Source organism: Arthrobacter sp. HY1533 (genome assembly GCF_027568515.1).
In the GTDB taxonomy this organism is placed as follows: Bacteria; Actinomycetota; Actinomycetes; order Actinomycetales; family Micrococcaceae; genus Specibacter.
This window is the reverse complement of the sequence record NZ_JANKZF010000020.1, coordinates 18,098-43,171: the sequence shown is the minus strand read 5'-3', so window position 1 is coordinate 43,171 and position 25,074 is coordinate 18,098. Positions and strand designations below refer to the sequence as shown.

Sequence of the window (25,074 nt, the reverse complement as noted above, 5' to 3'; positions counted from 1 at the left end):
GGCCTCATGGAGAGCAATGGTGGCGGCACATGGGCGCGGGCGGACGTTGTTGTGGTGGGGGCCGGGCTTGCGGGGCTGGTCAGTGCGGCCGAGGCGTACAACGCCGGGCGCACGGTGCTCATCCTGGACCAGGAACCGGAGGCCTCCCTGGGCGGCCAGGCCCACTGGTCCTTCGGCGGCCTGTTCCTGGTGGACTCCCCCGAGCAGCGCCGCCTGGGCGTGAAGGACTCCGCACAGCTCGCACTGTCCGACTGGCTTGGCTCGGCGGCCTTTGACCGGCCCGAGGATGAGTGGCCGCGCCGCTGGGCAGAGGCCTATGTTGACTTTGCCGCCGGGGAGAAGCGGGCGTGGCTGCATGCCCTCGGGGTTCGTTTCTTCCCCCTGGTGCAGTGGGCCGAACGCGGTGGCTACGACGCCCAGGGCCACGGCAATTCAGTGCCCCGTTTCCACGTTGTGTGGGGCACGGGGCCGGGCATTGTGGCCCCCTTCCTGGCCAAGGTGCGCGAGGGCGTGGCCGCCGGCCGGGTCCAGCTGGCATTCCGGCACCGCGCCACGGAGCTGGCGTTCGACGGCGGCACCGTCACGGGGGTGCGCGGGCAGCTATTGGAGGCATCCGCCGTCGATCGCGGCCAGGCGAGCAGCCGGGAGGTGGCAGGCGAGTTTTCCGTGGCGGCCGGTGCCGTCATTGTCACCACGGGCGGCATTGGCGGCAACCACGCCATGGTGCGCGAGCAGTGGCCAGGCGGCACCGGGCCGGCCACCATGCTCACGGGTGTGCCCGCCTCGGTGGACGGCGAGTTCCAGCAGGCCGTGGCGAGGGCAGGCGGCACCCTCATCAACACCGACCGCATGTGGCACTACCCGGAAGGAATCAGCAACCCGGAACCTGTGTGGCCCAACCACGGCATCCGCATCCTGTCAGGGCCCTCGCCGCTGTGGCTGGACGCCACCGGCAGCAGGCTCCCCGTACCGCTCTTCCCGGGCTTCGATTCCCTCGGCACGCTGCGCCACCTGGAGACCACGGGGCACGACCATTCGTGGATGGTGCTGAACAAGACCATCATCAGCAAGGAGTTCGCACTGTCGGGATCGGAACAAAACCCGGACCTCACAGGTAAGGACGTGAAGCTGCTGGCCAAGCGGGCGCTTCCGGGGGCCACGGGGCCCGTGCAGAAGTTCATCGACCACGGCGCCGACTTTGTCCAGGCCGAGACGGCGCAGGAACTTGGCGCCAAGATGAATGCCCTGGTTGGCTCCAGCCTCATCGACCCGGAGGGCCTGCACCAGACCATTGTGGCCCGGGACCGGCAGGTGGAAAGCGGGCTGGGCAAGGACACCCAGCTCAATGCCATCCGCGAGGCCCGCCGCTTTGCCACGGACAAGCTCATGCGGGTGGTGCCCCCGCACCCCATGCTGGCCCCGGAACACGGCCCGCTCATTGCCGTGCGGCTGACCACTCTGACCCGCAAGAGCCTTGGCGGGCTGGCCACCGACTTGAACGGCCGCGTCCTGGACGTGGCCGGCAATCCCCTGCCCGGACTCTATGCTGCCGGTGAGGCTGCCGGCTTTGGCGGCGGCGGCATGCACGGCCACCGGTCCCTGGAGGGGACGTTCCTGGGCGGCTGCCTGTTCTCGGGACGCGCAGCCGGACGCAATGCAGCGGCGGCAACCAGCACGTGAGCACCCGTCGACCGCGGTGGACCGCCGACATCCTGGGCCCCGACTACCAGGCACTGGCACTTGTGATCCCGCCCCGGGCCGAGCCCGCACATCCGGAACCCGCCAGGCAGGGCGCCACGGCAGCGCCCGACGCCCAGGCGCCACCGGCAACCCCCTGGCGCGCCACGCTGGTGCGGCACCGGCCACGCACGGCACAGGCCGCGGAAACCACCACCGCCCTGCCGCCGGTGCTGTTCATCCACGGCTGGAGCGACTACTTCTACAACACGGGCCTGGCCGAATTCTTCACGGGACGCGGGCACCCCTTCTACGCCATCGACCTGCACAACCACGGCCGCAGCCTGGATTCGCCCGAACTGGGCGGCTATGTGGCCGATTTGGCCGACTACGACGCCGAGATCCTCGCCGCGCACCAGGTCATCTCCGCGGAACACGGAGCCCCCGGCCCGCCGTCAGGCGCCGGCAGCAGCGTCCCCGTCATCCTGGTGGGGCATTCCACCGGCGGCCTCATCGCAACATTGTGGGCACACCACAATCCGGGGATGGTCAGCCACCTGGTGCTGAACAGCCCGTGGCTGGAAATCCAGGGCGGCGCCGCCATCAGGCGGGCGGCCACTCCCCTGGTCCAGCTCGCCGACCTGCGCCCCCTCATGCGCATGCGCGTGCCCGAGCGCTCCTTCTACTGGCGCGGCATCAGCGACGAGGCCTACGGCGAGTGGCCCGTGGACAAGGCCCTGCGCCCACCCAAGGCCTTCCCTGTCCGGGCAGGCTGGATGAAGGCCATCCTGGCAGCGCAGCAGGAAGTGGCCACGGGGCTGAAGCTGCCCATGCCGGTTCTGGTCCTGCTCTCCGGGAAAAGCATGCTGGGGCCGGTGTGGAGCCAGCAGATGCTCCGGGCAGACGTGGTCCTGGATGTCCGTTCACTGGCCCTGCGCACCCTGTCACTGGGAGACAGCGTGACCCTGGAGCGGGTCGACGGCGCCCTCCACGAGGTGTTCCTCTCCAGCCGGCCGGTGCGCGAGGATGCCTACGCACGGCTGGGACGCTGGCTTCGGGGCTACGTGGATTGAGCGGCCAGGCCGGCTATTGGGCAGCGGCGGCCGCGTCAACCGCGCCGCCGTAGCGCCGGTCGCGGCGCGCGTATTCATCCACGGCCGCCCACAACGTCCGGCGGTCCACATCCGGCCACATGGTGTTCATGAAAACGAACTCGGCGTAGGCGGACTGCCACAGCAGGAAGTTGGACAGCCGCTGCTCTCCGCTGGAGCGCAGGAACAAGTCCACATCCGGCATGTCCGGCTGGTACATGTACTTCTGCAGCGTCTTTTCATTGACGCCCCTGGGGCTGAGCCGCCCGGCGGCCACGTCGGACGCCAGGGCCGAGACGGCGTCGGCAATCTCCGCCCGGCCGCCATAATTCACGCACATGGTCAAGGTGATGGTGTCATTGTCCTTGGTGTGTTCCTGCGCCGTTTCCAGCTCCTTGATGACCGATCCCCACAGCCGGGGCTTGCGCCCGGCCCAGCGGATCCGCACGCCCCAGGCGTCGAGCTGGTCGCGCTGGCGGCGCAGCACATCCTTGTTGAAACCCATGAGGAAACGGATTTCCTCGGGTGAACGCTTCCAGTTTTCCGTGGAGAACGCGTACACGCTCACGTGCTTGATGCCCATCTCGATGGCGCCGGCCATGACATCCAGCAGGGCAGGCTCGCCGGCCTTGTGCCCCTCGATGCGCGGCAGCCCCCGCTGGTTGGCCCAGCGCCCGTTGCCGTCCATGACGATCGCCACGTGGCTGGGGATGAGTTCTGCGGGGATGTCCGGCATGGTCTCCCCCGAGGGGTGCGGCCACGGTGCCACGACCGGGGATTTGCTGCTTTTTCGGCTGCTGCGTTGGACGGCCATTGTTTTTACACACGCTCCACAAGTTTCAGGGAACGCACTGTGCGTTCCAAATGCCATTGCACATATCCTGCCACCAGGCCGGCTGCTTCACGGCGGTGGATGTTGAGGGAGGCATCTGCCCCGGCCCAGTTGGCGCTGAGCAGGTGCGCCAGAAGTTCCATGGTCTCCGGCGCCGGTGCCGGGGAACCAGGGGGCCTGCAGTTGTGGCACACGGCCCCGCCAAGCGACGCGTTGAACGCGCCGTGCGGACCGGGCTCGCCGCAGCGGGCGCAGTCGGAGAAACTGGGCGCCCAGCCGGCAATGGAAACTGCCCGCAGCAGGTACGAGTCCAGGATCAGTCCGGGCGCGTGCACCCCGCGGCTCAAGGCGGACAGCGCGCCCACCAGAAGCATGTAGTGCTGGCCCGAGGTCTCGCCGTCGGTGTCGGTGAGGCTTCCGGCGGTTTCGGTCATGGCCGCGGCCACCACATAGCGGTCGTAGTTGGCGGCAATGGCGTCCCCGTAGCTGGCCTTGGCCACGGCCTGGGTGATGATGTCCAGGGTCCTGCCCTTGACCAACTGCAGGTCGGCCACCATGAAGGGTTCCAGCCGGGCGCCGAACTTGCTGCTGGTGCGGCGCACGCCCTTGGCCACGGCACGGAGCTGGCCATGCCGGCGTGTCAGCAGCGTGATGATCCGGTCTGCCTCGCCCAGCTTGTGGGTGCGCAGCACCACGGCATCATCGCGGTAGGTGCGGGCGGCAAACGATTGGTTGGACACCCCTTCATTGTTTCACCTTTGCCGCGGCAGCGTGCCCTGCGGCTCACCGTTTTGGCGCGGGATGCACAACACCCCGGCACCAATGGGTGCCGGGGTGTTGTGGGAGCAGCGATCAGGCTGCCTGGGAATCCCGGATGGCGCGGTTCACGGCGGAGACCACTGCCTTCAGCGAGGATGTGGCCGTGTTGGTGTCGATGCCAACACCCCACAGCACGCGCTCCCCCACGGCGCATTCAACGAATGCTGCTGCACGGGCGTCGCCGCCCTCGGACAGGGCGTGTTCGGAGTAGTCCAGGACGCGCACGTCCATGCCGTCCTCGGACAGGATGCCCAGCAGGGCCGCGATGGGGCCGTTGCCGGTGCCGGTGCGGGTGTGCGCCGTGCCGTCGATCATGAGCTTGGCGGTCAACGTCACCTCGCCGTCGTCGTCGGTTGAGGTGGTGAAGGAACCGATGCGGTAGCGGCCCCACTGTTCCTGCTCGCCCTCGGCCGGCAGGTACTCATCCTTGAAGATGGTCCACAGCGCGGCCGCACTGACCTCGCCGCCCACGGTGTCGGTGCGCTGCTGGATGACGCCGGAGAATTCGATCTGGGCGCGGCGCGGCAAGTCCAGGCTGTGCTCGTTCTTGAGCAGGTAGGCCACGCCGCCCTTGCCGGACTGCGAGTTCACGCGGATCACGGCCTCGTAGCTGCGGCCCAGGTCCTTCGGGTCCACGGGCAGGTAGGGCACGGCCCAGGTGTGCTGGTCAACAGTGGTGCCCGCGGCGGCGGCGTCAACCTCCATGGCCTCAAAGCCCTTCTTGATGGCATCCTGGTGTGAGCCGGAGAAGGCCGTGAACACCAGGTCGCCACCGTAGGGGGACCGCTCGGGGACGGGCAGCTGGTTGCAGTACTCCACGGTGCGACGGATCTCGTCAATGTCGGAGAAGTCGATCATGGGGTCGATGCCCTGCGTGAACAGGTTCAGGCCCAGGGTCACCAGGTCCACGTTGCCTGTGCGCTCACCGTTGCCGAACAGGCAGCCCTCGATGCGGTCAGCGCCGGCCAGGTAGCCCAGCTCGGCGGCGGCAACGCCTGTGCCGCGGTCGTTGTGCGGGTGCAGGGACAAGATGATGCCCTCGCGGGGGTGCAGGTTCCGGCTCATCCACTCGATGGAGTCGGCGTAGACGTTGGGCGTTGCCATCTCCACAGTGGCCGGCAGGTTCAGGATGACCTGGTTGTCGGCGGAGGCCTCGAAGATGTCGGCGATGGCGTTGCACACGCGCAGCGCGTATTCGGGCTCGGTGCCCGTGAATGACTCCGGCGAGTATTCGTAGGTGATCTTCGTGTCGACGAGGGTTTCCTCGTACTTCTTGCACAGGCGCGCACCCTGCAGGGCAATGTCCAGGATGCCGTCCTCGTCCTGGTTGAACACGACCCGGCGCTGCAGCACGGAGGTGGAGTTGTACAGGTGGACGATTGCCGTCTTGGCGCCCACGAGGGACTCGTAGGTCCGCTCGATCAGGTGCTCGCGGGCCTGGGTCAGGACCTGGATGGTGACGTCGTCCGGGATGTGGCCACCCTCGATGAGCTGGCGGACAAAGTCAAAGTCGGTCTGGGATGCGGAGGGGAAGCCGACCTCAATTTCCTTGAAGCCCATCTTGACCAGCAGCTGGAACATTTTCAGCTTGCGGCCCGGGCTCATGGGGTCGATCAGGGCCTGGTTTCCGTCGCGCAGGTCCACGGCGCACCAGCGCGGGGCCTCGGTGATGACCTTGTCGGGCCAGGTGCGGTCAGGCAGGCTGACATTGATCTGGTCCTGGAAGGGAATGTAGCGGTGGACGGGCATTCCAGAGGGCTTTTGCGCATTTCGCATTGGGGTGACCTTAATGTTTTCAATGGTGGGAGGCCGGCCGGGCAACACAAACACCGCAGCGAGGGTGGCCTGTCCATTGATTAATTCAAAGGGTCTAGGCCTCGCCGCGGCAGCTAAGAAGAAGCATTCCAGTGCGCACATTTTTACCCTAGCACGGCACGTAGGATGATGGTGAACCAACTCACTCCCGCTCCAGCATGTGGACCGGGGACCGCTGAAACACTGAAGGGGAAACGATCCACTTGACCCATTCCGGCATCAACCTGAGCAACATCGACCCAGACACCCGGGCGCAGGACGACCTCTATGAGCACGTCAACGGCGCCTGGCTCGCAGCGGAGGTCATTCCCGAGGACAGGGCCGTGACAGGCTCCTTCACAGCACTGCGCGACGACGCCGAGGCCGCCGTGAAGGCCATCATCGAACATGCCGGCACGGAGGCGGGCAACCCCGATGCGGCCAACCCCGTGCTGTCGGCCGAGATCGGCGCCCTGTACGCCGGCTTCATGGACGAGGACGCCATCGAGGCCGCCGGGGCGGCTCCGCTGGCAGGGAAGCTGGAGGCCATTGCCGGCGCCGGCAGCATCGAGGCGCTCGTGGGCATCATGGGCGAGCTGGACCGCGACGGCGGCAGCACACTGTTCGGCGCCTACGTCAACAACGACGCCGGCAACCCGGACCGCGCCCTGTTCCACCTTTTCCAGGCGGGCCTTGGCCTGCCCGACGAGTCCTACTACCGCGAGGAAAAGTTCGAGCCCATCCGCACCGCCTACGTGGCGCATGTGCAGGCCATGCTGGAACTGGCCGGCGTGCCCGATGCCGCGGCCAAGGCGCCGCGCATCATGGAGCTTGAAACACAGATCGCGGCAACCCACCTGGACAAGGTTTCGCTGCGCGATCCGCAAAAGACCTACAACCTCATGGACCGCAGCGCCGTGCTGGAATTGTTGCCAGCACTGGGGCACTGGCTGGACGCCCTGGGCATCACGGAAGCACAAACGGCCGAGATTGTGGTGGCAACACCTGAGTTCTTCACGGGCCAGCAGGAGCTGCTGGTTCCTGAGCGCCTGGAGGACTGGCAGGCCTGGCTGGCGCTGCGCACTATTTCCAGCATGGCCCCGTACCTGTCCCGCGACTTTGTGGACACCAACTTTGCCTTCTACGGCACCACGCTCAGCGGCACGCCCTCAATCCGGGAGCGCTGGAAGCGCGGCGTGGCCCTCGTGGAGGGCGTGTTGGGCGAGGCCGTGGGCCAGCTGTACGTGGCCAAGCACTTCCCCGAGACCCACAAGGCCCACATGGAGGCGCTGGTCGCAAACCTCATCGAGGCCTACCGCGCCAGCATCAACGGCCTGGGCTGGATGGGCAGCGAAACCAAGGAGCGTGCGCTTGAGAAGCTCGACGCGTTCACGCCCAAGATCGGCTACCCGGCCAAGTGGCGCGACTACTCGGCCCTGGAAATTGTTGACGGGGACCTGCTGGGCAACATTGAGCGCAGCAACGCCTTCGAGCTGGCCCGCCAGTTGGCCAAGATCGGCGCCCCCATTGACCGCGACGAATGGCTCATGACCCCGCAGACGGTCAACGCCTACTACAACCCTGTCATGAACGAGGTTGTCTTCCCGGCCGCCATCCTGCAGCCGCCGTTCTTCGACGCCGAGGCCGACGACGCCGCAAACTACGGCGGCATTGGCGCCGTGATCGGCCACGAGATTGGCCACGGCTTCGACGACCAGGGTTCCCAGTTCGACGGCACGGGCGCCCTGCGCAACTGGTGGACGGACGCGGACCGGGCGGCTTTCGAGGAACTGACCGCCAAGCTGGTGGAGCAGTACAGCGCCCTGTCCCCCACGGCCGCCCCGGAGGAGAAGGTCAACGGCGAGCTGACGCTCGGTGAGAACATTGGCGACCTCGGCGGGCTGGCGATTGGCTTCAAGGCCTACCAGCTCAGCCTCAACGGGGCCGAGCCCGCTGTCATCGACGGCTTGACCGGCGCACAGCGCTTCTTCTTCTCCTGGGCAGAATGTTGGCGGACCCAGATCCGGCCGGCAGAAGCCGTGCGCCGCCTGGCCATTGATCCCCACTCCCCCGCGGAACTGCGCTGCAACGCCGTTGCCAGCAACCTTGACGCCTACCACGATGCCTTCGGCACCACGCCGGCGGACAAGATGTGGCGAGAGCCTGCCGAGCGTGTGAGCATCTGGTAGCTCCCAGGCCAACAAACAAAGGTGCGGCCCCCGCGGAGAAATCCGCAGGGGCCGCACCTTTTTTGCGCCCGACCGGGCCTGCCCGGCTAGCGCGGGTAGTAGTCCGGATTCACCTTCAGGCACTGGTTGGCCTGGTCGGCGGTGCTGGCGACAATGTCCTTGGGCACCGTCACTGTGCCATACGCCGTGCCGGATGCCCAGTCCGTGCCGACCACCAGGCTGATCCCAGTCACGGCGGGGTCTTCCTTGACGGCAGTGGCCGGCAGCTTGAACAGGGCCGCGATGTCGGCGGCGACGTCGGCCATGTTGGGACCGTACAGCAACTGGGTTTTGTTCTGCGCAGCAACGTCGCCCGCCTGCCATGAGTTGGTGAAGCCTGCGGTGGCCAGCCCCTGGAGCAGTTCGATGGAACGGCCAACCACGGCGGAGGCATTGGTCACGGACACCGACTGCAGGGCCTTGTCATAGGCCGGCAGCGACGGCGCCTCGGTGGTGGGTGCAGCGGCCGACGACGGGCCCGGCGTGCCGGGCGTGGCGGCCGGGGTTGTGGCAGGCGTCCCTGTGAGTGACTTGTCGTTGCGCAGGGCCGCGAAGAACTGCCCGGCTTCGGGTTCCTTGAGTTGCACCCGGTTGTTGTCTGCCACATAGGCCTCGGTGGGCACCGTGACGAAGGCCACGTTGGCGAGGTCAATCTTGGCCAGTCGGTTGGCAATGCCCACCATGGCAGGGATGTTGGCCAGGTCGCTGTCAATCGTGAGGTTCTTCGTCACCACGTCGGCCAGGTTGTACAGCTTGGGCAGGTTGGTCAGCGTGCCCTCGCTCTTGACCTTGCGGACCATGGAAGCCAGGAAGTACTGCTGCGCCTGGATGCGTGCCAGGTCGCTGGCGTCACCGAAGGAGTGGCGGGTGCGCAGGAACGCCAGGGCCTGTTCGCCCGCAACCAGGCTCTTGCCGGCCGGCAGCACCAGGTGTGAACCGTCAAAGTCATCCACGGAATGGTCAACACAGACCTCCACGCCGCCCAGCGCCGTGGACAGTTCCTTGACGGCCGTGAAGTCGGCCAGCATGAAGTGGTCAATGGTCAGGCCCGTGATGTCATTGATGGCCGAAACCGTGCAGCCGGGGCCGGCCGCCAGGGCCGCGTTCAGCTGGCCGGCCGGTGAACCGTGGACAATCTCCCCTCCTGCGGCGGGCGTGCAGTCCGGGATGGGGACAATGAGGTCGCGCGGGAAGCTCGTGACGGACACGCGGCTGTTGTCGGCCGAGATGTCCATGAGCAGCATGACGTCGGACTGTCCTTCGCCCGTGGAGTCCTCGGCCGTGCCGTATTGGCTGTTGGCACCGTCACGCGTGTCCGTGCCCAGGATGAGGATCTGCAGCGACCCGGTGTCGACGTCGGGCTTGTTCGAGGACTTGTTGCCCACCCCGGCAGTCAGCGGCGCCGTGGTGACGTTGTTCTGCAATCGATAAATCAGGAGCCCGGCCGTTCCTATGCCCAGCACCAGGACGGCGGCCATGGCCAACGCCGTGATGCGCAGCCACAGCGGGGCCTTGCGGGGCGCCTTGAAGTGCCTCCCGACCGGCTCATCCCCCGTGCGGGGACGGCTGCGGGAGGTCTTGGGGCCCGCAGGGGACCCCTTTTCGGCGCGGCGACGCCCCATGTACAAACCTTTCGATAAGGAACAAAGACTTTCAAGATCTTAGCGGCGAAGACTGGGAAGTTCCCACAAGCCACATACTTTTGGACAGGCCAGGCGGCAGAATGCCGCCCGCGGGATGCCTCGGTGGCGTCCCGCGGGCGGTCTCCCCGCTGCCGGCTAGAAGCCGAGCTTGACCAGCTGCTTGGGGTCGCGCTGCCAGTCCTTGGCAACCTTGACGTGCAGGTCCAGGTAAATCTTGGTGCCCAGGAGCGCCTCAATTCCCTTGCGTGCGTTGGTGCCCACCTCGCGGAGCCGGGCACCGCCCTTGCCGATGATGATGGCCTTCTGCGAGGGGCGCTCCACGTACAGGTTGACGCGGACGTCCAACAGTTCGTGGCCTTCCGTGCGCCCTTCACGGGGCACAATTTCCTCCACAACAACTGCCAGGGAGTGCGGCAACTCGTCGCGGACGCCTTCCAGGGCGGCTTCGCGGATGAGCTCGGCAACCATGACGGCCTCGGGCTCATCCGTCAGCTCGCCGTCGGGGTACAGCGCCGGCGAGAGCGGAAGGTGGCGGGACAGGACACTGCCCAGCGTTTCCACCTGGAAATCCTCAACGGCGGAGACGGGCACCACGTCGGCGAAGCCCTTCTCCCCCATGACCTCGCGGCCCAGCTTTTCGACGGCGATGAGCTGGTCGGTGACGGCCTGGCGGTCCACGGTGTCGGTCTTGGTCACAATGGCCACGACGGGCTTGTTGCCCACCTGGGCCAGCTGCGTGGCGATGAAGCGGTCACCGGGGCCGATCTTCTCGTTGGCGGGCAGGCAGAAGCCAATCACGTCAACCTCGGAGAGGGTGTCGGCGACGAGGTCGTTCAGGCGCTTGCCCAGCAGGGTGCGGGGGCGGTGCAGCCCCGGGGTGTCCACCAGGATCAGCTGGTATTCGTCGCGGTGGACGATTCCGCGGATGGTGTGGCGGGTGGTCTGCGGCTTGGCGGAGGTGATGGCCACCTTTTGGCCCACCAGTGCGTTGGTCAGCGTGGACTTGCCGGCGTTGGGCCGTCCTGCCAGCACAGCGAAGCCGGCACGGAACCCCTCACCCTTGTCCTGGATGACGCCGGGCTTGCGTAGTGACTTACTCATGATTGCTCCTGTGCTGCTGATCGGTGGTGCTGGCAGGGGTGCTGCCGGTGTGGCTATTGTCATTGTCGGCTTGTTCCACGGCACTGGCAATGACGTGGCTGACGCGGTTTCGGGACGGTTCCATGCGTTCGGCCTCCAGCAGGATGCCGTTGGCCTCCACTCGGCTTCCGACGGCGGGAATCTTGCCCAGGTGCTTGGCCAGGAAGCCGCCCACGGTGTCGACCTCGTCGTCGTCAATGTCCTTGCCGAACAGCTCGCCCAGTGCGTCAACGGCCATGCGGGCCCGGATCCGGTACCGCCCGCCGCCCAGGTTTTGCACATCGGGGGCCACGAGGTCGTATTCATCGGCGATCTCGCCGACGATTTCCTCGATGAGGTCCTCCAGGGTCACAAGCCCGGCCGTTCCGCCGTACTCGTCCACCACGATGGCCACGTGGGTGGATTCGCGCTGAAGTTCCTTCAGGAGGTCATCCACGGGCTTCGACTCGGGCACGTAGCGCACGGTGCGGGCCAGCTGGTTCAGCTGCGGCCGGGCCTCCCCTTCGGACAGGCGGTGCAGCGTGGCCACAACGTCCTTGAGGTAGAGGATGCCCTGGATGTTGTCGGCGCTGCCGCCGATGACGGGGATGCGGGAGAATCCGGTGCCCAGGAACGTTTCCAGCGCGTCCTCGAGGGTGTCCTCGGCATCGACGCTGACAATGTCGGTGCGCGGGACCATGACGGCGCGCACCATGGTTTCGCCGAGGTCGAACACGCTGTGGATCAGCTCCGCCTCGTTGTCTTCGATCATGTCCGACTCGCTGGCGCGGTCAACAAACTCGCGGAACTCCTCTTCGCTGACAAAGGCGTCGTCGCCGGCGGGCGCGTCCTTGGCAATGGCCGCGCCGAAGGCCACCAGCCATTCCGGGATGGGGCCCAGGATGCGGCGCAGGAAATGTACAAGCCCGGCCGAGCGCCCCACCAGGGAGGCTGCGTGCATGCGCCCCAGCCGGCGCGGCGAGACGCCCACCAGCATGAAGCCGAGCACTGCCATGATGACGGTGGCCAGGAGCCCGGCAACCCATTCGTTGCCCAGCAGCCCCGTGAGGAAGATGGCGACCGCAACGGCGGCGGCCATCTCGAACCAGACACGCCAAAAGCGCAGGGCGTTCAGGTGCTGGGTGGGTTCGTCAAGGACTTTTTGCAGGGTGCGCGCGCGTGCATGCGCGGCAATGCTCTCGGCGTCGTGGCGGGGGAAAAAGCTCAGGGCCGACTCGACGGCGGCCAGAAACGCTGCCACGGCCGTGAAGAGAATCCCCATGGCCGGCAGCAAAACGAGCGTCACTGCATTGTCTCCCGCGGGGCTTCACGGCCCAGGAAGCTGGAGAGGAGTTCACGCTGAATGCCGAACATCTCTTCCTTTTCCTCGGGTTCTGCGTGGTCGTAGCCCATGAGGTGGAGCATGCCGTGCGTGGTGAGCAGCAGGAGCTCCTCCTCCATGGAGTGGCCGGCCGTTTCGGCCTGCTGCTGGGCCACCACTGGGCACAGCACAATGTCGCCCAGCAGGCCCACGGCTGCCGGCATGGATGCCGTGCCGGGGCGCAGCTCGTCCATGGGGAATGACAGCACGTCGGTGGGGCCGGGCTCATCCATCCATTCGATGTGGAGTTTTTCCATGGTTTCCAGGTCGGAGAGAATCACGGAGACTTCCGTCTGGGGGTGCAGGTACATGGCGGAAAGGATGTGCCTGATGAGCCGCACGAGCTCTTCCTGGCGTACCTCCACACCTGATTCGTTGTTGATTTCAATGCTCATCGGGAGGTGCTTTCCTTGGGTGTTGTGGGGCTGGGGTGTGTTTCGTCCCAGTTGTTGTAGGCGCTGACAATGGCCCCGACGAGTCGGTGCCGGACCACGTCGGTGGCGTCCAGGATGGAGAAGTGGATGTCATCGACGTCCTGGAGGATTTCACGCACCACGCGCAGCCCTGACCGGGTTCCGGTGGGCAGGTCAACCTGGGTGATGTCGCCGGTGACCACGATCTTTGAGCCGAAGCCCAGTCGGGTCAGGAACATCTTCATCTGTTCCGGCGTGGTGTTTTGGGCCTCGTCCAGGATGATGAAGGCGTCGTTGAGGGTCCGCCCGCGCATGTACGCCAGCGGGGCCACTTCGATGGTGCCGGCCGCCATGAGGCGCGGAATTGATTCCGGGTCCATCATGTCGTGCAGGGCGTCGTAGAGCGGGCGCAGGTAGGGGTCGATCTTGTCGTTGAGGGTGCCCGGCAAAAAGCCCAGGCGTTCGCCGGCCTCGACGGCGGGGCGGGTCAGGATGATGCGGCTGACTTCCTTGTGCTGCAAAGCCTGGACGGCCTTGGCCATGGCCAGGTACGTCTTGCCCGTGCCGGCGGGCCCGATGCCGAACACCACAGTGTTGCGGTCGATCGAGTCGACGTAGTCCTTCTGGTTGGCCGTCTTGGGCCTGATGGTGCGGCCGCGGCTGGAGAGGATGTCGTAGCTGAGGATGTCCACCACGGAGGTTTCGGGGCGCGCCCTGAGCATGGCGGTGAGCTGCTCCCAGATGGATGCCGTCATGGGTGTGTGGCGGGCGGCCATGCCGCGGGCCTCTTCCATGAGGTGCATTATGCGCGGCACCACGGCTGCCGGACCCGTGATGGTCAGGACGTTGCCGCGGGCCAGGAAACTTACCCCGGGATAGAGGCCCTCAACGATGCGAAGGCCCTCGTCCTCGGCGCCCAGGGCCGCGACCATTTGCTCGGTCGAGCCAAAATGCACGACCTCGGTGCGTGTGCCGTCGACTGAATGCGGGAAGTGCCGCCCCGGGCCCTCATCGGGCTCTCCGTCGTGGCGGTTCGCTGCTGTCTCTGCCATAAGTATCGGCCGCTGCGGCCTGAAATCGCTCCTCGGTTTGCCGGTGGTTTTCACCGGGACTGGCCAATTGTATTGGCGTTTGAACTTCCTTAACCCCAATTCTAGTGCACCGCTCCGGGCGCGGCCCATATACCGGTTACGCCACCAGCGCATCTTGGTGCCACATGTTGGAGGCAAGTGTTTCGATACGGTTTCAGTTCTCCGTTGGGGGGCCGATTCCGGGGCCTGCGGCAGGGCCGCTGTGCCAAGCTGGTGTTCGTTCAAAGTCTTGTGGGGATGCTTTGGCGTTTCAAGGACCCATTGTGTTCCGGCCATGGCCGGACCCCTCGACCAGGAAAAGCGAGTGCCCCGCCCCATGCCTGCCACCAATTCCGCATCGACTCGGCGCCCCGGCGCCGCCTCAGGTGCGTGCAGCAGGAAGGGCCGCACCCTGGCCCGGCTGCTTTTGGTGGACAAGATTGCCATTGCCGGGCTGTCGGCGGCCCTGGTCCTGGCCGGCTGCACGGCGCTGGGCCCGAAAGAGCCCGACGCGAGCATGCCGGCCACCGATGCCACCAGCTCCAGTGCCCTCGTGACCAGCGCACCGCTGGAAACAGCCATGTCATCCCAGACGCTCCCGGTGTATTGGCTGGGGCGCAGCAATGACGATGTGTTCCTGTACCGCGAATTTTTCCCGGCACAGACGGCGGACGAGCCGATCGTCGCAGCCCTGCGGAACATGATGGGCAGCAAGCCCGATGACCCCGACTACTTCTCGTTCTGGAACAGCCCCACCCGCCTGGGTGCCTCCATTTCGGCAAAGAACGTGATCACTGTGGATGTCTCCGCCGATGCCTTTGGCCAAAAGGTGGACGCGGGCATCGCCGAACGCTCCGTGGCCCAGTTGGTTTACACGGCCACGGCTGCCGCCGCCATGGCCGGGCTGGTTGACACCGCCACCTCAATCCAGGTTTCCGTGCTGGTTGACGGACACACCGGGTACAACGCCTTTGGCCATGTGCCCCTGGACAAGCCCATGACCCGCAACCCGGCCTACGTGGCGCCGGTCTGGATCATCGACCCCTCGGAGGGCTCGGTCTACAACTCGCTGCCGCTGAAGGTCCACGGGCAGGCCGTCTCCCCCACCGGCACGCTGGCCTGGTCCCTGGCGACCATGGAGGGCAGCAGGGTGGGCGAGCAGTACCTGGACGGCACCGCCACGATTGCCGACGGCCCCGGCCAGCTCGGCACCTTCGCCTTCAACCTGGTGCCGCCCCCGGGCCGCTACCAGCTTTCGGTCTACATCTCCGATCCCAGCACCCCGGGCCAGCGGCTTGGCGTGGACACGAAGACCGTCAATATAGCCAAATAGGACAGGCGCGCGCCCTGTCCTGGACTGGGTTGCCCGGCTAGCATCATAGGTGAAGCACGGCTGGATGTTCAGCATGTCTGAGGAGAACAAGGCCGAGGTGGACGCTATCCTCGACGCCGCGTTGAGGATGGTGTGTGCCAGACCCCATCATTGACCACGGCCCAGGAGGTCACCGTGTCGGCATCAGTGCTCTACATGTCAATGTCCCTGGACGGCTACATCGCCGGGCCCCGTGACGAACCGGGCAATCCCGGCGGTGACGGTTTCATGCGGCTGCACGAATGGTATGGCTTTCCCCCGGACGGCGAGGCTGGCCCCAACGTGCGTCCGGTCCGGCAGGACGGCTGGAACAGCCACTTCATCGACGAGGGCAATGCCACCGGGGCAGTGCTCGCAGGCCGGCGCACAGTCGAGCAGGTGGACCACTGGGGCGGCGACCACCACGGCGTCCCGATTTTTGTGCCCAGCCACCGACCACCGGGCCCAACCGTGGCAAACTACCCGCTGGTGACGTATGTGGCTGACGGGATCGCCAGTGCCATGGAACAGGCCAAGAACGCCGCCGGGGACCGGGACGTCATGGTGCATGGCGCCTACACCGCGCAAAGAGCACTGGAGGCCGGTGTGCTGGACGAGTTGCAAATCCACCACGTCCCCGTGCTGTTTGGCGGGGGCCGGCGGCTCTTCGACGTGTTGCCCTCCCGCATTGAGCTGGAGGTCATGCGTGTCATTGATTCCCCGGAAGCCACGCACATCCGGTATCGCGTGCTTCATTGAACCCCCACGGGTTCACGCCACAGCGGGCGGCTAGGACCAGCGGCCCAGCTCCTGGTTCAACAGGACCACGGCGGCGGGACCGGCTGTGGATGAGCGCAGCACGTGGTGGCCCAGCAGGGCCATGCGTGCGCCGGCCGCCACGAAGGCGTCCACCTCGGCGGGGCTGATGCCGCCCTCGGGGCCCACAATCATGACCACATCCAGCGGTCCGGGCTTGGCGGGCTGTGTGGCCTGCCAGTTGCGGGCTACCACGGCCAGTGCATCGTGTGCGTCCTCGTGCAGGATGAGGGCGAGGTCGGCCGCTGCAATGCGTTCGCACACGGCGGCCGTCCCGGCCGCCAGGGCGCCGACGCCGGGAATCGTGGCACGGCGGGCCTGTTTGGCGGCCGCGGCCACCACCTGGCGCCACTTCTCCGGGCCCTTGAGTGCCTTCTCCATCTTCCACCGGACTATGGAGCGTTCGGACTGCCACGGCACCACGGCGTCGATCCCGAGTTCCGTGGCCATTTCAATGGCCAACTCGTCCCGGTCGCCCTTGGCCAGCGCCTGCACAAGTGTCAGGGCCACGGCGGGGGCGGCTTCCCGGACCACCTCAACGACCTCGACCTCCAGGACTCCCTTGCCGGCCCCGGCGACGGAGCAGACCAAGCGCAGCCCGCCGCCGTCGCACACGTCAACCGGCTCACCCTCGGAGAGGCGCTTGACTGTTGTGGCATGGCGGCCTTCAGCCCCGTCAAGGGAAAAGTGCGCGCCCGGGACGAGCCCGGCCAGCTGATCGGTGGCGGCGTAGAAGACCGGGTTGCTCATGGCCTAGAAGCTGCCGAACTTGTCCCGGAGGCGGGCAAACATGCCGCCGCTCGTGACGAGCTTGCCTTCGCTGAACGTCTCCCCGCGCAGTGCGGCCAGCTGCTTGAGCAGGGCTTCCTGCTCGGCGTCGGGCTTGGTGGGGGTCTCCACGTGGATGTGGACCTTCAGGTCGCCACGGCCGGCACCCCGCAGGTGCGTCACGCCGAGGTTGCGCAGGTTGACCACTTCGCCGGCCTGGGTGCCCGGCTTGATGCTGATGGGCTGCTCGCCGTCGAAGGTTTCAAAGGTCAGCTCGGTGCCGAGCGCGGCCGCCGTCATGGGGACGCTGAGCGTGGCGTGGAGGTCGTCGCCCTCGCGCAGGAATGCGGGGTCGTTGTTGACCTTCATCTCAACGTAGAGGTCGCCGGCAGGTCCGCCGGCGGGGCCGGCCTCGCCCTGGCCGCCCAGTTGGATGCGGGTTCCGGTGCTGACGCCGGCCGGGACCTTGATGGTCAGTGAGCGGCGGTTGCGCACGCGGCCCTCGCCCATGCATTCGTTGCAGGGGTCCACGATCATGGTGCCAAAGCCCTGGCAGGAGTTGCAGGTGGCCATGGTCATGACGTTGCCCAGGATGGAGCGCATGGGGCGCTGGATCTGGCCGTTGCCGTGGCAGACATCGCAGGTGGTGGGGTGGGTGCCGGGGCGGCAGCAGCTGCCGTCGCACGTGGGGCACGTAATGGCGGTGTCGATTTCCAGCTTCTTGTTGACGCCGAACACGGCCTCGCGCAGCTCGATTCGGACGGTGATGAGTGCGTCCTGGCCGCGCCGGGTGCGCGATGCGGGGCCGCGGCCGCCGCCTCCCCCGCCGCCACCGAAGAACGTCTCGAAGATGTCCTGGAAGGCAAAGCCGTCGCCGCCGTAGCCGCCACCGCCGCCGCCATTGTCGTTGCCGTTTTCATTGCCGGTGGTGTCGTAGACACGGCGCTTCTGCGGGTCCGAGAGCACCTCGTAGGCGTGCGTGACGGCCTTGAAGCGGTCCTGCGCGTCGGGGGCGTCGTTGACGTCCGGGTGCAGCTTGCGGGCAAGCTTGCGGTAGGCCTTCTTGATTTCCTCGGCCGTTGCGTCGCGGGAGACGCCCAGTGCGTCGTAGTGGTTGCTCAAAGTGCTGCTCTCTTTACGTGGATCTGGCGGCCGGTCAGCCGGCCAAAATTCGGGACAGGTACTGCGCCACTGCGCGCACGCTGGACATGGTGTTGGGGTAGTCCATCCGGGTGGGGCCGACAACCCCGAGCTTGGCGGTCTCGCCGGGGCCATAGCTGGTGGCCACGACGGAGGCCTCGGACAGGGAGTCGTGGGGGTTTTCGCGGCCGATGACGACTGCCATCCCCAGGGAGTCCTGCGCCATGGCCTCCAGGAGGCGCAGCAGCACCACCTGTTCCTCCAGGGCATCCAGGACGGGTCCGATGCTGAGCGGGAAGTCGTTGTTGGAGCGGGCCAGGTTGGCCGTGCCCGCCATGACTATCCGGTCGTCCCGGGCATGCCGCGCCAGCAGGGCCAGGCCCTGGGCCAGCCGCGCCGCGGGGCCCTGCACATCCGGCGGCACCGTGGCCGGCAGGCCGGCTGCGGCCTCGGCCAGCTGCGACACGGCCAGCCCGCTGATCCCGGCCAGGAACACCTGGCGCAGGCCTGCAAGGGCGGCGTCGTCCACGGAGGCCCCAATGTCGATCACCGTCTGCTCCACCTTGCCCGAGGCAAGGATCAGCACCACCAGGACCTGGCGTGCGGCGAGGGAGACAAACTCAATGTGGCGCACAGTGGCCGTGGCCGAACGCGGATACTGCACCACGGCCACCTGGTTGGTCAGGTGGGCCAGGGCGCGGACCGTGCGTTCCAGGACGTCGTCCAGGTTGGTGGAGCCCTCCAGCAGGACGGAAATGGCACGCCGTTCGGCCGCGGACAGTGGCTTCACGCTGGACAGCTGGTCAACGAAGAGCCTGTAGCCCTTGTCGGTGGGGATCCGCCCGGAGCTGGTGTGCGGGGCCGCAATGAGCCCCTCTTCCTCCAGGGCTGCCATGTCGTTGCGGATCGTGGCACTGGAGACGCCCAGGTGGTGCCGCTCCACCAGGGCCTTGGAGCCGACAGGTTCACGCGTGTGCACATAGTCTTCAACTATGGCCCGAAGAACCTCAAGCTTCCGCGGTTCACTCATGCCCGGCACCTCCTTCAATGGCCCTGAAAATCATTGGCACTCTACCCAATCAAGTGCTAAGTCTATTACTTTTTCCCGCGCCCGTGCTTGGCGGGCCTGCCGGGCAAATGCCCGGTTTCCGGGCCCTGCACCGGCTACCATGGGTTTTCACCCACGCTGCGTTCGCCAAGAGCGTTGCCTGCCGCCGCAAAAGAATGAGGGATTTCACGTGCACTACAGCCAATGGGGACCTGCGGACCTCAGCGCGCCGGCCCCGCGGGTCCTGCGCAAGGTCGAGGCCCGGACGGGCCTGGTGGTCGAAGACGTCCAGACTGGCTGGGTGGGGGCAATTGTCCGCTTGGAAAAGTCCGGCGGCATGCACATTGTGGAACTGGCCGACCGCCGGGACAAGGTGCGGGCGTTCCCGCTGGGCTTCGGTTTCCTGCTGGAGGGCGAACCCGTGGAGCTCGTGGCGCCCACCGTGGCCGCGGCCAAAAAGTCCACCCGCACCGCCTCCGGTTCCGTGAAGGTCGAGGGCGCCAGGGCCAGGGTGGCCAAGGCCAGCCGCATCTGGGTTGAGGGCAAGCACGACGCCGAGCTCGTCGAGAAGGTCTGGGGAGACGACCTCCGTGTGGAGGGCATCGTGGTGGAACCGCTGCGGGGCATTGACGACCTCGCCGCCGCCGTGGCCGATTTCTCCCCCGGCCCCAGCCGGCGCCTGGGCATCCTGGTGGACCACCTGGTGCCGGGCTCGAAGGAAACGCGCATTGTGGCGAATCTCATGAACACGCCCGGCGTGCGGGGGCATGTCCTGGTGGTGGGACACCCCTACGTGGATGTGTGGCAGGCCATCAAGCCCGCCACCCTGGGCATTCCGGCCTGGCCGGTGGTGCCCCGATCCATGGAGTGGAAGCTGGGAATCCTGAAGGCATTCGGCTGGCCACACACCACGGCGGAGGACATTGGGCTTGGCTGGCAGCGGCTGCTTTCGCGGGTCAATTCCTACTCGGACCTGGAGCCTTCGCTGCTGGGGCGTGTCGAAGAGGTCATTGATTTCCTCACGGCCCCCGTATCCTAGAAGCGGGGCTGCAGCAGCGTGTCCCGCAGTCCCGCTTGTTGAAAGGCCATATCACAGTGAGTTCTCCGGTAAACCAGGGCGCATCCCAGCCCCCGCTCACCCCGTCCGAGGACAAGCAGTGGGCATTCATTGCGCATTGTGGCGGAATCCTCGGCTGCATCCCCTCACTGGTGATCTACAAGGTGATGGGCCCGCGCGGCCGATTCACGGCCCAGGAGTCCCTCGAGGCCCTGAACTTCACCCTGCCGCCCACGGTGGTTGCCGTGGCGCTGAACATCCTGGCCGCGATCTTCGCGTTCATCGCCCCCGGGGTCGGCACCATGTTCTCGCTGCTGGCCCTGCTGCTCTGGGCCTTCCTGACGGTCTTCTCCGTCATTGCCGCCGTGCGCGTCAACCGCGGCCAGCCGTACCGCTACGCCCTGAACCTGCGCCTGATCAAGTAGGCATTGAGCTGCGCGGAGCGCACGCAAACGGGGGCGGCAATTATGCCGCCCCCGTTCATCGCTTAATCCAGTAGCGCCCGAGTCACGGCGTCGCCCAGCAGGCGGCCCTTGAGCGTGAGCACCAGGGTGCCGGCAAAGGCCTTGACCGGGTCAACGAGCTCCTGTGCAATGAGCCCGGCAACGGCCTTGCGGGCACCCGGTTCCAGGGTGTCGATGGCCAGCCCCTCGGCAAGGCGCGAGGTCAGCATGATGCGTTCCAGCTCCCGGGTCTGGGCATCGAGTGTTTCGCGCCCCGCGGCAGGCGATTCGCCCTTGTCCAGCCGGTTGGCGTAGGCCGTGGGGTGCTTGACGTTCCACCAGCGCACGCCGCCCATGTGCGAGTGCGCGCCGGGGCCGATGCCCCACCAGTCGTCCCCGCGCCAGTAGGCCAGGTTGTGCCGGCTGGCATCTTCCGGGGTGCGCGACCAGTTGCTGACCTCGTACCAGGACAGCCCGGCCTCGGCGAACAGCCTGTCCGCCAGTTCGTATTTGGTGGCGTGGTCGTCGTCGTCAATGTTGGGCACCTGGCCGCGGCGGATCTGTGCTGCCAGCTTGGTTCCCTCCTCGACAATGAGCGAGTAGGCGGAGATGTGGTCCGGCTCGTAGCCCAGTGCCGTCCGCACGGACGTCTCCCAGTCCGCGATTGACTCCCCCGGGGTGCCGTAGATCAAGTCCACGCTCACGTTCAGCCCGGCCTCGCGCGCCCAGGCCACGGCCTGGGGCACCTTTTCGGGGTTGTGGGTGCGGTCCAGGACCTTGAGTACGTGCGGCACGGCCGATTGCATGCCGAAGGAGACGCGGGTGAAGCCGCCGTCCTTCAATTCCTGCAGCGACTCGCGCGTGACGGAGTCCGGGTTGGCCTCGGTGGTGACCTCGGCGCCTGGCTCAATCCCCCAAAGCCCGACGGCGGCACCCAGGATGCGGGTGAGGTCGCCGGCGGGCAGCAGCGTGGGCGTGCCGCCGCCGAAGAAGACAGTGCTGAGCTTGCGCGCGGGCAGGCCGGAGGCTTCCATGGCACGGGCGGCGAACTCGACCTCGCGCACGGCTGTTTCGGCGTAGGCATCCTGGGATGCCCCGCCGCCCAGCTCGGTGGCTGTGTAGGTGTTGAAGTCGCAGTAGCCGCAGCGCACGGCGCAAAACGGAATGTGCGCATACAGGCTGAACTTGCGCGACCCCGCACCGACGGCAGCCTGCGCAGGCAGGATGCCGTCGGCCGGGGCCGGGTCGCCAAGGGGAAGAGCGGAGGGTGTCACTTCTTGGACTTGTCCTTGGGCGCTTCCGCGGTTGTCAGCGCCGCAATGAACGCTTCCTGCGGGACCTCAACGCGGCCCACCATCTTCATGCGCTTCTTGCCTTCCTTCTGCTTCTCCAGCAGCTTGCGCTTGCGGGAGATGTCGCCGCCGTAGCACTTGGCCAGGACGTCCTTGCGGATGGCGCGAATGCTTTCGCGGGCAATGATGCGGGCACCGATGGCGGCCTGGATGGGCACCTCGAACTGCTGGCGGGGAATGAGCTCGCGCAGCTTGCCGGTCATCATGACACCGTAGGCGTAAGCCTTGTCGCGGTGCGTGATGGCGCTGAAAGCGTCAACCTGCTCGCCCTGGAGCAGGATGTCGACCTTGACCAGGTCGGCGACCTGGTCGCCGTCGGCCTTCCAGTCCAGCGAACCGTAACCGCGGGTCTTGGACTTCAAGATGTCGAAGAAGTCGAACACAATCTCGGCCAGGGGCAGGCGGTAGCGGATCTCCACCCGGTCCTCGGAGAGGTAGTCCATGCCGCCGAGGATGCCGCGCCGGGTCTGGCACAGCTCCATGATGGCGCCAACAAATTCGGTGGGGGCCAGGATGGTGGCGGCAACCATGGGTTCACGTACTTCGGCGATCTTGCCCGAGGGGTATTCGCTGGGGTTGGTCACGTGGACAACCTTCTTGTCCTCCAGCGTGACCTCGTACTCCACGTTGGGGGCCGTGGAGATCAGGTCCAGGTTGTGCTCGCGCTCCAGGCGCTCACGGGTGATTTCCAGGTGCAGCAGGCCCAGGAAGCCCACGCGGAAGCCAAAGCCCAGGGCGGCGGAGGTTTCCGGCTCGTAGACCAGGGCGGCGTCGTTGAGCATGAGCTTTTCGAGGGCATCACGCAGCACCGGGTAGTCGGTGCCGTCCATGGGGTACAGGCCGGAGAAGACCATGGGCTTGGCGTCGTGGTAGCCGGCAAGCGCCTCGGTGGCGGGCTTGTTGAAGGTGGTGACGGTGTCGCCGACCTTTGACAGGCGCACATCCTTCACACCCGTGATCAAGTAACCAACCTCACCCACGCCCAGGCCCTTGGAAGGCTTGGGCTCCGGGGAGCTGACACCGATTTCCAGAAGTTCGTGCGTTGCCCGGGTGGACATCATCTGGATCTTCTCGCGCGGGCTCAGGCTGCCGTCGATGACACGGACGTAGGTGACCACGCCGCGGTAGGTGTCGTAGACGGAGTCGAAGATCATGGCGCGGGCAGGGGCGTCGGGGTCGCCGACGGGTGCCGGCAGTTCGCGCACGATCTGGTCCAGGAGTTCCTCGACGCCGGCGCCGGTCTTGCCCGAAACCATCAGCACGTCTTCAGGCTTGCCACCGATCAGGTTGGCAAGTTCAGCGGCGTACTTCTCGGGCTGGGCGGCCGGAAGGTCGATCTTGTTCAGGACCGGAATGATCGTGAGGTTGTTCTCCATGGCCAGGTACAGGTTGGCCAGGGTCTGGGCCTCAATGCCCTGCGCGGCGTCCACCAGCAGGATGGCGCCTTCGCAGGCTGCCAGGGAGCGTGAAACCTCGTAGGTGAAGTCAACGTGGCCCGGGGTGTCGATCATGTTCAGGCAGTATGAGGTGCCGTCGACTTCCCACGGGATGCGCACTGCCTGGGACTTGATCGTGATGCCGCGCTCACGCTCAATGTCCATGCGGTCAAGGTACTGGGCCTTCATGTCGCGCTGCTGGACCACACCCGTCAGCTGGAGCATCCGGTCGGCCAGGGTGGACTTGCCGTGGTCGATGTGGGCGATGATGCAGAAGTTCCTGATGATCGCCGGATCGGTCGCGGCGGGCACCGGTGCGGTGCGGGCCATGGGTGACACTGGGGTTCCTTACTGTTGCACGGGCATGGACGTTGCGCCGTCGCGCATGCACGCTAAGGACACTCATTGCCAACAAGTCTCCCACGTTTGGGTGCTGGCACAGAACTGGCATGCCGGGGCAAGGCACGGTGGTTGGCGACCCGCAGCCATGGCCGTGGCGGCCCGCACGGGAAATGTCCGCTCCGTTCGCTACCCTGTAAACCATGGCTTCCACATCCGAGCGTATTTTCGGCCTGCTGCGTTCCCTGGCAGGGGCATTGTTCAACCCGGGCAAGTCCGCCCCGCCCAAGGGCAGGCCAGGCACAGGCACGCAGTCGCGCCCGGCGTCGCGCCCAGGTACGCGTCCGACGTCGAACGGCCCCGTCACGGGGCTCAGCGCTCCATACCCGGGCGACTTCACGGGCACCTCCACCGTGGCCTACTCACCCAGGCCCGACGGCGTCGCAGACCCCGGTGAGATTGTGTGGACCTGGGTTCCCTACGAGGAGGACTACAGCCAGGGCAAGGACCGCCCCGTCCTCATTGTGGGGCGCTCGGGCAAGCGCCTGCTGGCGCTCATGCTCACGAGCAAGGACCACAGCAACGACCGGCGCGGCGACAACGACTACGTGGACATTGGCACGGGCCCCTGGGACCGGCAGGGACGTCCCAGCGAGGTGAAACTGGACCGGATCCTGCAGGTCAACCCGGCCGACATGCGCCGCGAGGGTTCGGTGCTGGATGCGAGGCGTTTTGCCTCCGTGGCGACGGGGTTGAGAAGCCGACACGGCTGGAAGTGATTTTTGGGGTGCCCGCGCCCTGATCTGGTAAACTTGATCCTTGTGTGTATCCGTGCAGGTCGGCGGATGCAACAGCTTGGCCAGACGTTCACCATAATTCGAGCATCCCCACGCCGCTGTCGACGGCCAAGCTACGCCCTCTACGACCGAATTTACGTATCAAAAGAGAGTTATACAACGTGGCTAATATCAAGTCCCAGAAGAAGCGCATCCTGACCAACGAAAAGGCTCGCGTACGCAACCTTTCCGTCCGTTCAGGCGTCAAGACTGCTGTCCGTGCAGTAAACACGGCAGTGGCCGCAGGCGACAAGGATGCAGCTGTGGCAGCACTGGTGAATGCCGGCCGCAAGCTGGACAAGGCTGTCAGCAAGGGCGTCCTGCACGCCAACAACGCTGCCAACCGCAAGTCGGCCATCTCCAAGAAGGTTAACGCCCTCTAAGGGAAGCTGACCCGCTTCGCAACTCAAACCTTGGGCCC

Annotated in this window: 22 protein-coding genes; 9 read left to right on the top strand and 13 right to left on the bottom strand. The window is 66.4% G+C overall.

Annotated elements, in window-relative coordinates; genetic code table 11:
• The first annotated feature begins 6 nt into the window (after positions 1–6).
• Positions 7–1,680, top strand: coding sequence for an FAD-binding dehydrogenase (locus PCK14_RS14930; protein WP_269939299.1), 1,674 nt, complete (start codon positions 7–9; stop codon positions 1,678–1,680).
• The gene (locus tag PCK14_RS14925; protein ID WP_269939298.1) at positions 1,677–2,750 is read left to right on the top strand and encodes an alpha/beta hydrolase; all 1,074 of its coding nucleotides are present in this window, start codon (positions 1,677–1,679) and stop codon (positions 2,748–2,750) included. Before PCK14_RS14930 ends, PCK14_RS14925 begins: the two co-directional genes overlap by 4 nt.
• Positions 2,751–2,763: 13 nt before the next feature.
• Here the strand turns inward: PCK14_RS14925 and PCK14_RS14920 are convergent, their stop codons facing one another.
• The 3 genes from PCK14_RS14920 to leuA form a co-directional block, all read right to left on the bottom strand.
• A complete protein-coding gene (locus PCK14_RS14920; RefSeq protein ID WP_269939297.1) occupies positions 2,764–3,582 on the bottom strand; it encodes an isoprenyl transferase in 819 nt (272 codons plus the stop codon).
• A gap of 5 nt (positions 3,583–3,587) precedes the next feature.
• On the bottom strand, positions 3,588–4,340 hold the full coding sequence (gene recO, locus PCK14_RS14915; protein ID WP_269939296.1) for a DNA repair protein RecO: 753 nt from the start codon (positions 4,338–4,340) through the stop codon (positions 3,588–3,590).
• Positions 4,341–4,452: 112 nt separating this feature from the next.
• Complete coding sequence (gene leuA / locus PCK14_RS14910; protein ID WP_269939295.1) at positions 4,453–6,195, bottom strand: 2-isopropylmalate synthase; 1,743 nt, start codon at positions 6,193–6,195, stop codon at positions 4,453–4,455.
• Between the two features lie 242 nt (positions 6,196–6,437).
• Here leuA and PCK14_RS14905 point away from each other — a divergent pair, with 242 nt between their 5' ends.
• The gene (locus tag PCK14_RS14905; RefSeq protein WP_269939294.1) at positions 6,438–8,402 is read left to right on the top strand and encodes a M13 family metallopeptidase; all 1,965 of its coding nucleotides are present in this window, start codon (positions 6,438–6,440) and stop codon (positions 8,400–8,402) included.
• Between the two features lie 86 nt (positions 8,403–8,488).
• On the opposite strand, the gene PCK14_RS14900 is transcribed toward PCK14_RS14905, so the two are convergent.
• From PCK14_RS14900 to PCK14_RS14880, 5 genes are all read right to left on the bottom strand, one after another.
• Positions 8,489–10,063, bottom strand: a complete 1,575-nt coding sequence (locus PCK14_RS14900; protein WP_269939293.1) for an LCP family protein — start codon at positions 10,061–10,063, stop codon at positions 8,489–8,491.
• A gap of 156 nt (positions 10,064–10,219) precedes the next feature.
• Positions 10,220–11,185, bottom strand: a complete 966-nt coding sequence (gene era, locus PCK14_RS14895; protein ID WP_269939292.1) for a GTPase Era — start codon at positions 11,183–11,185, stop codon at positions 10,220–10,222.
• Positions 11,178–12,509, bottom strand: a complete 1,332-nt coding sequence (locus tag PCK14_RS14890; RefSeq protein ID WP_269939291.1) for a hemolysin family protein — start codon at positions 12,507–12,509, stop codon at positions 11,178–11,180. Before PCK14_RS14890 ends, era begins: the two co-directional genes overlap by 8 nt.
• Positions 12,506–12,979, bottom strand: coding sequence for an rRNA maturation RNase YbeY (gene ybeY, locus PCK14_RS14885; protein WP_269939290.1), 474 nt, complete (start codon positions 12,977–12,979; stop codon positions 12,506–12,508). The genes PCK14_RS14890 and ybeY overlap by 4 nt, the downstream gene beginning before the upstream one ends.
• Complete coding sequence (locus tag PCK14_RS14880) at positions 12,976–14,049, bottom strand: PhoH family protein (RefSeq protein ID WP_269939289.1); 1,074 nt, start codon at positions 14,047–14,049, stop codon at positions 12,976–12,978. Before PCK14_RS14880 ends, ybeY begins: the two co-directional genes overlap by 4 nt.
• Positions 14,050–14,362: 313 nt before the next feature.
• Here PCK14_RS14880 and PCK14_RS14875 point away from each other — a divergent pair, with 313 nt between their 5' ends.
• Complete coding sequence (locus PCK14_RS14875) at positions 14,363–15,400, top strand: GerMN domain-containing protein (protein ID WP_269939288.1); 1,038 nt, start codon at positions 14,363–14,365, stop codon at positions 15,398–15,400.
• Between the two features lie 174 nt (positions 15,401–15,574).
• Positions 15,575–16,177: a dihydrofolate reductase family protein gene (locus tag PCK14_RS14870; protein ID WP_269939287.1), complete on the top strand. Its 603-nt coding sequence runs from the start codon at positions 15,575–15,577 to the stop codon at positions 16,175–16,177.
• A gap of 30 nt (positions 16,178–16,207) precedes the next feature.
• Here the strand turns inward: PCK14_RS14870 and PCK14_RS14865 are convergent, their stop codons facing one another.
• Genes PCK14_RS14865 through hrcA form a run of 3 tightly spaced genes read right to left on the bottom strand, consistent with a single transcriptional unit; the run spans position 16,208 to position 19,172 of the window.
• Positions 16,208–16,984: a 16S rRNA (uracil(1498)-N(3))-methyltransferase gene (locus PCK14_RS14865; RefSeq protein ID WP_269939286.1), complete on the bottom strand. Its 777-nt coding sequence runs from the start codon at positions 16,982–16,984 to the stop codon at positions 16,208–16,210.
• Positions 16,985–16,987: 3 nt separating this feature from the next.
• The gene (gene dnaJ / locus PCK14_RS14860) at positions 16,988–18,124 is read right to left on the bottom strand and encodes a molecular chaperone DnaJ (RefSeq protein WP_269939285.1); all 1,137 of its coding nucleotides are present in this window, start codon (positions 18,122–18,124) and stop codon (positions 16,988–16,990) included.
• A 34-nt stretch (positions 18,125–18,158) separates the two neighbouring features.
• Complete coding sequence (hrcA, locus tag PCK14_RS14855; RefSeq protein ID WP_269939284.1) at positions 18,159–19,172, bottom strand: heat-inducible transcriptional repressor HrcA; 1,014 nt, start codon at positions 19,170–19,172, stop codon at positions 18,159–18,161.
• A gap of 208 nt (positions 19,173–19,380) precedes the next feature.
• On the opposite strand from hrcA, the gene PCK14_RS14850 reads away from it, so the two are divergent.
• Positions 19,381–20,229, top strand: coding sequence for a DUF3097 domain-containing protein (locus PCK14_RS14850; protein WP_269939283.1), 849 nt, complete (start codon positions 19,381–19,383; stop codon positions 20,227–20,229).
• 56 nt (positions 20,230–20,285) lie between these two features.
• Positions 20,286–20,672 (top strand): DUF4870 domain-containing protein, encoded by a 387-nt coding sequence (locus tag PCK14_RS14845; protein WP_269939282.1) that lies wholly within the window; start codon positions 20,286–20,288, stop codon positions 20,670–20,672.
• 62 nt (positions 20,673–20,734) lie between these two features.
• Here PCK14_RS14845 and hemW read toward each other — a convergent pair whose 3' ends face one another.
• Both hemW and lepA read right to left on the bottom strand, forming a co-directional pair.
• Complete coding sequence (hemW, locus tag PCK14_RS14840) at positions 20,735–21,964, bottom strand: radical SAM family heme chaperone HemW (RefSeq protein WP_269939281.1); 1,230 nt, start codon at positions 21,962–21,964, stop codon at positions 20,735–20,737.
• A complete protein-coding gene (gene lepA, locus PCK14_RS14835) occupies positions 21,961–23,817 on the bottom strand; it encodes a translation elongation factor 4 (RefSeq protein WP_269939280.1) in 1,857 nt (618 codons plus the stop codon). Before lepA ends, hemW begins: the two co-directional genes overlap by 4 nt.
• A gap of 203 nt (positions 23,818–24,020) precedes the next feature.
• Between lepA and PCK14_RS14830 the strand changes: the two genes are divergently transcribed.
• Positions 24,021–24,596 carry a type II toxin-antitoxin system PemK/MazF family toxin gene (locus PCK14_RS14830; protein ID WP_269939279.1) on the top strand — a complete coding sequence of 192 codons (576 nt, stop codon included), beginning with the start codon at positions 24,021–24,023 and terminating at the stop codon, positions 24,594–24,596.
• 179 nt (positions 24,597–24,775) lie between these two features.
• The gene (rpsT, locus tag PCK14_RS14825; RefSeq protein ID WP_269939278.1) at positions 24,776–25,036 is read left to right on the top strand and encodes a 30S ribosomal protein S20; all 261 of its coding nucleotides are present in this window, start codon (positions 24,776–24,778) and stop codon (positions 25,034–25,036) included.
• Positions 25,037–25,074: the final 38 nt, after the last annotated feature.